The 8084-nt window shown below is 45.1% G+C and carries 6 protein-coding genes; all 6 read left to right on the forward strand.

Going from position 1 to position 8084, the window contains the following annotated elements; all coding sequences use genetic code 11:
- Nucleotides 1-6 precede the first annotated feature (6 nt).
- The 6 genes from CAG69_RS18745 (at nt 7) to CAG69_RS18770 (ending at nt 7829) form a co-directional block, all read left to right on the forward strand.
- Nucleotides 7-1191 (forward strand): glycosyltransferase, encoded by a 1185-nt coding sequence (locus CAG69_RS18745; protein ID WP_161445625.1) that lies wholly within the window; start codon nt 7-9, stop codon nt 1189-1191.
- Between the two features lie 11 nt (nt 1192-1202).
- The gene (locus CAG69_RS18750) at nt 1203-2375 is read left to right on the forward strand and encodes a glycosyltransferase family 4 protein (protein ID WP_047008757.1); all 1173 of its coding nucleotides are present in this window, start codon (nt 1203-1205) and stop codon (nt 2373-2375) included.
- Nucleotides 2368-3798 carry a lipopolysaccharide biosynthesis protein gene (locus CAG69_RS18755; RefSeq protein WP_161445627.1) on the forward strand — a complete coding sequence of 477 codons (1431 nt, stop codon included), beginning with the start codon at nt 2368-2370 and terminating at the stop codon, nt 3796-3798. Before CAG69_RS18750 ends, CAG69_RS18755 begins: the two co-directional genes overlap by 8 nt.
- Nucleotides 3795-5159 (forward strand): O-antigen ligase family protein, encoded by a 1365-nt coding sequence (locus CAG69_RS18760; protein WP_161445629.1) that lies wholly within the window; start codon nt 3795-3797, stop codon nt 5157-5159. The genes CAG69_RS18755 and CAG69_RS18760 overlap by 4 nt, the downstream gene beginning before the upstream one ends.
- Before the next feature lie 115 nt (nt 5160-5274).
- The gene (locus CAG69_RS18765; RefSeq protein WP_064376586.1) at nt 5275-6399 is read left to right on the forward strand and encodes a glycosyltransferase; all 1125 of its coding nucleotides are present in this window, start codon (nt 5275-5277) and stop codon (nt 6397-6399) included.
- A complete protein-coding gene (locus CAG69_RS18770) occupies nt 6396-7829 on the forward strand; it encodes a GumC family protein (protein ID WP_054579477.1) in 1434 nt (477 codons plus the stop codon). Before CAG69_RS18765 ends, CAG69_RS18770 begins: the two co-directional genes overlap by 4 nt.
- The last annotated feature ends 255 nt before the right edge of the window (nt 7830-8084 follow it).

An 8084-nucleotide genomic window follows, 5' to 3' on the forward strand; every position in this document is an offset into this window, starting at 1 on the left:
TGACTTATGACTACTCCAAAACGCATTCTATATGTTCATTATGGTGATAACTGGATTCGCGGCAGTGAAGTGGTACTTCTGGATCTCATCTCAGGGATTGACCGTGATAAGTTTGAGCCATTCGTGTGGTCAAACTGCCAGCCACTAATCGATAAGTGTCAATCGCTCGGAATTGAAGCGGAACATTCTGTTTTCAATCTAGTTGGTGGCTGGAGTGCGCCTCGCTGGGATATTAGCGGATGGAATAGCCTTATCAAACAGGGCTCAGCACTGATCGAAAAACACAATATCGACTTGGTACACGTTAATAGCGGTGGTCCTTGTCAATGGATGTGTTTGGCTGCACGCATGAATCACATCCCACTTGTCACTCAACTTCATTGTCACTATACATTGCGAGATCGCTTCTCTCTTGGGCTACACCTCTCCCCAAAATTGATTTGCGTTAGTAAAGATGTCGGTCGTGAAATTATTCAGGACGGTTACCCAGAAGACCAGCTTTATGTTGTGCACAACGGTGTATCGCTTCTGGACTCTGATACGCCCATTGATATCAAGGCTCACCTCGGAATACCTCCACAAGCGTTTACCTTTCTCTCGGTAGGTTCGTTGATTAAAAGAAAAGGATTCGACCGCCTTATTCGCGCTATGCGCATGCACAATTACCATCACGATAATCCTCATCTTGTTATCGTTGGCGATGGCGAGGAAAGAGAAACATTGCAACAACTTGCTTCGGATCTCGGTATCCAAGACAGAGTCCACTTTGTCGGGGAAAAAAGCAATGCTGGTGCATGGATGTCTGGGAATGCAGACGCTTTTATTAGCGGCGCCTATGAAGAGGCCTTTGGTCTCGTGCTCGGGGAAGCGGCTTTAGCTCAGCTGCCTATCGTGGCTCCTAAAACAGGAGGCATCCCTGAGTTGTTCGAGCATAATCACTCTGCGCTACTGTACCAGAATAGTGGAATGGCAGGCTTATTAAACGCTATCCAACAAGTCATGCAAGATGCAGCGCTAAGAAACAAGCTAGCTGAAAACGCCTATCTTCATGCTAGCCAAAACCTCACGACTGCAGCATCCATAAGCGCCATTGAACGTATTTATGAAGGTGAGTTTGAGAACAACAGTATTACACCAATGTCAATGACTCACTGCATGAAGCCTCTTTCACGCTGGTTGAGCATCAATTGAGGAGCCCAGTCATGAAACGTGTATTAATGTTCGACGCCATCCCAATGCAAGGTGGTTCTAAAATTGCGAATGCAGAGCTCCTCAAACAGTGCGATAAACTGAACGTAATTGGTTATCTGCTGACCACGAATCCAGAGCATTGGGAGTCACTACTTAGCGATACGCCTCGTGTGCAGATTATCAAAATCAAACCATCACCATTGAGCTCCACTCATGGCCTCACTTACTGGTTAATGAACGCGTATTACTTTATCCAACTGATTTTTGCGTGCATGAAACTACCAAAGATAGATAGCTTTTTAGGTCTATCTTGCCCGAGTAATGATATGCCTTTGTACTTACTGAGATTAATTAGCAAAAAGCCTGTGGTACAAATGGTTCATGGTCCAATTGGTCGTTCAAGATCTTCCGGCTACTGCTTGGTAAAAGCATCCGCAATTTATTACTTGGCAAACACCCGAGAATCGATGCTAGAGGCCTTACAGGTCTACCTCAAAACAGAGAAGCCAGCTACTGAACGCTATTGGTGTGGTTTGAATGCGTCTACGTTTGTTAACGGACTATCGAGAGACCGCTGGCCAAAACAAGCAAATCCGATTTCAAACCGCGTCTTCTGGGCGGCCAGCTTACTAAAATGGAAGAACATCGATCTTTTTCTTGATGCTTTAACACTTGATAAGACAAAAGAGATCAAATCTACCGTGTGTTACATCAAACCAAATGTGGCAGGTGTGGAATATTCAACACCAGACTTCACCACAAAAGGTGTTGAATGGCATGAATGCCCAGATAACCTCGATGACCTACGCTCTCAGTGTGGTGTGTTTGTTTCCACCAGTGTTAACGAACCTTTTGGATTATCCATTTTAGAAGCTCTCGCAGCAGGCATGTGCATCGTCATCCCACATGATGATAGCTACTGGGATCGCGTATTGACGCATGGCCGCAATTGCATCAAGTACACACCAAACAATGTGGCGTCGTTACATAACGCAATTCGCCTTTTGAATGAGTCTCCATGGATGAAAGTGACAATGGGTATCGAAGCACTCAACGTTTCTCAACTTTATACGGCCGAACGTTGTTATCTGCCAATCGCTCAGCACCTTGCAGCAGAATCCGCACCGAATGGCGATTGTAAACTCAAAACACCGCGATACATCAAAGGATATGACCATGTCTAAAGCAATGACCAATATGTCGCTGTTCGCTATCGCGTTAGTGATAAACAAAAGCATCAGCTTAATCATGCTGCCTGTATTGCCCCACTTTCTCTCACCAGAACAAATGGGCAAGCTTGAACTGCTTACCACCTTTGGCGTTGTCACAACCTTATTCGTCAGTTTCGCTTTACATGAAGCGCTGTATCGATTCGTCGGGGTTGAAAAGGATCAAAATACGCGCACAAGCCTTCTAAACCAGCTGTACTCACTTGCTTTATTCATCGCTGGCATCGTGGCTTTATGCCTACTCGCTATCATTATGCTCGCGCCTATTCCTGCACCTTTTACGCGAGTCGAGTTTGCTATTGTTATGTTTGCTATCGTTCTAGAAGGCAGTATCGCAATCGGCACAGCTTGGTTGAGAACACAGGACGACAAAGCAAGAACCCTACTTAACGTCATGGTGACTACCACTGTTTTTCAGGTCATTTTCATCATCACGGCGCTGTCTGTTCACCCACATGTTATTTCTGTTTTATGGGGTGGCTTGTTGGCTGCTATTACTCAGTTTGTCTGGCTGCACATCATTAACCGCTACAGCATGACTCTGCCAAGTATGACAGTGGCGAAACAATACCTAAATTACTGTCTGCCAATGATGATGGCTGGATTGGTTGCGTTTTGTCTCAATGGCGCTGAACGCTGGTTCATCGGCGCGAACGCCTCACTTGCGACATTAGGGATTTACGCAATAGCCGTAAAATTTGCGGTTGGCATGTGTATTTTAGTTCAGCCATTTGGCATGTGGTGGATGCCACGTCGATTTAATTACCTAGAAGCGCGTAGGAGTACAGAAGCTGTGCGCATCACTCATCTAGGCATGATTTACATTACAGGTTTAAGTGTTGCAGTCGGCACATTAGCAATGGTGATGATCACTTACCTGTTACCAGAAACCTATCATGAGGCGGTACTGTTCAGCTTGTTCTTACTGCCTATCGCTATGCTAAAAGAGTGGAGCGAACTCATTAATATTTCCATTTTGTACAAGCGTCGTACTCGCTGGTTACTGGGTATTAATGTCGTCTCAGCATGCGTTGCAATTGCTTTGCTGTTTGGCCTATCGTCCCTGGGTATCTATGGAGTTTTCATTGCGCTTTATTACGCTCAACTGTGTAAGCTTGGCCTTACTTATGTGGTAGGCCAACAATGCATGTCGTTGCCTTTTCACCTAAGTCTGATGGTTTTATTGCAGATTATCTCCGGTGTGGCACTGTTCCTGCTTCACTCTTCACAATCAATAGGCATCGCCATCGCAATTTGCATTTTGACATGCACTTTGCTGGCAGGGATAGCCACTCGCTATATGAGTAAAGAGACGCTAAATGCGCTCACTCGATACATGGTGAAATGGCGTGGACAGGTGAAGAGATACTCGTTATGACTGAAACCAAGGTGAGAAGAAAGCAGTCCATCGCAGCGCTGACGATTACCGTCTGTATCGGCCTGCTTTGGATTGTTATGCCTCACCCTATTTTGATTGTCGCACTATGTTTCGCCCCACTTGCTTTACTATTCGTTCTCAACCAAACGTTTTGGCTCGTCACGCTGTTCGTTATTTTTTCATTCTTCCGTATTCATGAAGCGTTTCCCGTTATATATAACTTTAAGATCCCATTGCTACTTTCATTAGGGGCACTGGCCGCACTTGCTTTCCACCTTTTGATAAGTCGCCAGCTTACTGCTTTTTGGCACCCTTCATTAAAATGGCTGTGCATATTTTGGGGGCTGGTGATCATCGGTATCGTCTTCGCCTCCAGTCGTGACATTGCCATTACAGTTTTCAAAAATACCTATTGGAAAATCATCATTATGACATTGGCGATCACCTGGCTTATTACCAAGCCTGCTCAGTTAGCACAAATGTCGAAAGCAATAATTTTCGCCGGATTGTTGATTGGTTTAGTCGCATTACAAAACGCAGCGAATGGCATTGATTTAGTGGAAGGGACACGCGTATCGATTGGACGCTCCATAGGTTCAGTACTCGGCGATCCGAACGACTTGGCGCTGGTGTTAATGTTTCCCCTCGCCTTTACCGTTAGTCAGTTAATGGAGAAACGTTCACCTAAGCATCTCCGGCTCTTCGCACTTGTTACCTGTTTGGTGTTGTTTTTTGCGATTATTGAGACACAAAGCCGCGGGGGCTTGTTAGGCTCTCTATCGGTATTTGCGTACTTTGCCTTTAAGCACATCAAAAGCAAAACGTTAGTCTTAGTACTAGGCGCCGTCGCAGCCATCGTACTCTACGCATTTGCTGGTATCTCAGGACGAGAATCGGGTGGCGCAGCCGAGGATGGTATAGATGCCTCTGCGATGGGGCGACTTTATGCGTGGGAAGCGGCATTTAAAATGGCGCTGCATCACCCGTTGACTGGCGTAGGTCTAGATAACTTCTACTTTAATTACTATTTCTACAGCCCACACTGGGATGGTATCAACCACGCCGTCCATAGCACTTGGTTTGGCGTGTTAGCAGAAACGGGTTTTGTCGGGCTCGCGGTGTTCATTACTTTAATTGTGTCATTGATCCGCACCTCTTTGCATTCCATCTCATTGTTGACACCAAAATCAGATTACACCCTCTCTGTAGGAGCAAACGCCGTGTTAAGTGGGCTTATCGGTACCATCGTATCAGGCACTTTTCTGACTCAAGGTTTCACCTGGCCAATTTACATTCTAGCGGCATTAACAGTTGTCGTTAGCCGAATTGTTCAAAGTGACTGTCAAAATGAGAAATCCTAGTTTCAAACATAAACAAAACCCATAACTCACTGTTTTAAAATGGCTAATTCCTTGGCACGCATTGTGATTACTCACTTAATTAGTAATCAAATAACCAAGACTCAAGGAGAGCCACATGACGGACATCGTAGTATTTGGAGAAGATTTTGGTGGGTTACCCTCTTCCACTCAGCATATTGTCAAGCGACTAGCAGCGAACCATCGAATCCTTTGGGTGAACTCCATTGGCCTTCGTCAACCTAAGCTGGATTCTAAAGACATACAGCGTGCGTTAAACAAACTCACTCGTGTATTTCATAACGTAGGCTCACACAAGCCAACATTGGACTCTGAAACAAACCCAAACATTCACATCATCAACTTGCTCACCATTCCTGCCCCTAATTCTGCATTAGCAAGAAAAGTGGCCGCTAAGATGATGAAACACCAACTCAACAAACAATTACAAGCTCTTGGTTTTGATAAGCCTGTATTTTGGACGTCGCTCCCGACTGCTGCCGATGTTTGTGCAGAAATGAACCCACGTGGACTGATTTACTATTGTGGCGATGACTTTAGCGCTTTAGCTGGTGTTGACCACGACACGGTAACAAAGCACGAACGTACTCTTGTTAATGCGGCCAACGTTATCTTTACGGCAAGCGAAACACTCTCCACCAAGTTTCCATCACATAAAACCGTCACTTTGCCTCATGGTGTCAACGTTAGTCTGTTTTCTGAGCCAGCACCGAAGGCCAAAGACTTGCCTGACAACGGCCGCAAAGTGCTGGGCTTTTATGGTAGTTTGTCTGAATGGTTAGATTACGACTTAATTGCCCAAGTCGCAGACCAAGCGCCTGACTGGGATCTCGTGTTCATCGGCCCTAACGAGTTCAGTGATAATCCACTTCCACAAAGATGCAACGTATACTACCTGGGCCCGAGAGCGCATCACACTCTGCCACGTTACTCCCAACACTGGGATGCCAGTTGGTTGCCCTTTGTTAGTAACGCTCAAATCAAAGCGTGTAACCCCCTCAAGCTTCTTGAGTACTTGGCAACAGGAACCCCTGTTATCAGCACACCATTTCCTGCATTAATGCCCTACAAACATATGCTTCATGTGGTTCAAGATGTCGAAGACGTGCGTGCCAGTCTCGATCACCTCTTACCTCCACCGACAGATTCAAAGTCATTTGTTCAACAGCAAAGCTGGGAAGCAAGAGCCAACCAAGTTGAGAAATTAGTGAGGACGCTATGAACGATTTGAGAGAGAACCTTAGTGTATTACTACATGGCGCTTGGCGACGTCGTTACATGATCGTTATACCAATGCTTGTCTTACCGGTGCTGGGTTTCATCATAAGTAAGCTGGTTCCGACGACTTATGTTGCTCATACCAGCATGCTTATTCAAGAGACAGCGAAAATGAACCCGTTCCTTCAAGACCTTGCCGTCTCAACAATGCTTAAAGACCGATTGAGCGCACTCAGTACTCTGCTAAAAAGCCGACACGTTTTGTATTCTGTCGCAAAAGAACAATCGTTGATCAATGACGAGATGAGTGCAAAAGAGCAAGAGTTCATCATAAAAGATCTCGCGTCGCGCCTGTCTGTTCAGCCACTCGGTAAAGACTTCATTCAAATTCAATTGCAAAGTGGTAAATCAGAAGGAATGGAGTCGATGCTGCTGTCTGTCAGAGAGCATTTTGTCGAACAACTTTTGGCACCTGAGCGTTCTTCGATTAAAGATTCGAGCCATTTTTTGACTATCCATATCAACAAACGCAGGGAAGAACTAGACAAGGCTGAACAAGCTTTTGCAGAGTATAAAAATACTTACTCAGACGCGACACCCGAAATGCAAGCTCAAAGCCTTACTCGCCTTGCTAGCCTCAAACAAACGCTAGCCGAAAAGGAGGCGGAGCTTGCTGGTGTTTCACGAAGTCTAGGCAGTTTGGATCAACAACTATCCAAAACGAACCCGGTTATCGGTAAACTGGAAGAGCAAATCATCGACATTCGTAGTGAACTTACCCTGCTTCGCGCTAAATACACAGAGGCGCATAGTTTAGTGCAAGGTAAGTTGCGAGAATTAAACCGGTTGGAGCAGGAACGCTCGGTACTCTTGAACTCTAAACAACCAGAACTAAACAGTGCTCAACTATGGGATATCGCGAGCAATACCACAGTAAACAGTCTTGGCGAAGCACAGCCTCTACTTGTCTCCCAACTACATCAATTACAAATGATGCGCGGACGTTTTGAAGCACTTACGGAAGAAACCAACAGCTTGCGAGACATGATCCAAGAATTAGAGCGAAATGCGCACCAATTTGGGAGCACAGCAACAGAAATCAACCGCTTAGCTCGTGACGTCGCAGTGAAGAGAGAAATGTATGATGAACTCGTCGAACGCTATGAGATGGCCCAACTAACGGGTTCTTTGGGAGAGTTTGAAGAGAATAAGCGCGTAAAAATCATTGATGAACCGTTCACGCCAACGATTCCAACTAACTTACCTAGTTTTGTATTTGTCATTTTAGGATTTATTGGTGGCGCTGGTTTAGGCATTGGATTAGCGACGATACTAGAGTTAGCCGATAACTCTATCCGCTCTAAAAGAGCATTAGAAAAACACCTTGGTGTTCCTGTCATCACCACTTTACCCAACGTAGTGTACGGAAACTAACCGCCATAAGAACTCATTTACAAGCACTCGGTCGGCGAGTGCTTTTCTTTTACTACTGCCTTATACAGCCTCATAGCATGTCCACTAATATGAATCTCAAATTGAGAATAAACATAAATCCTCACAAACATCAATATTAACTTATTGTTTTTAAATGATTAATTTTTTGGCACGCAGTCTGCATTTCCTAAATAAACAAAGAACTCAACGAGGGTTTGAAAATGGAATTCAGACAAAAACACAATAACACTAAGC

This window comes from Vibrio sp. V43_P6S15P86, from assembly GCF_009904725.1.
GTDB classification, from domain to species: domain Bacteria; phylum Pseudomonadota; class Gammaproteobacteria; order Enterobacterales; family Vibrionaceae; genus Vibrio; species Vibrio diabolicus.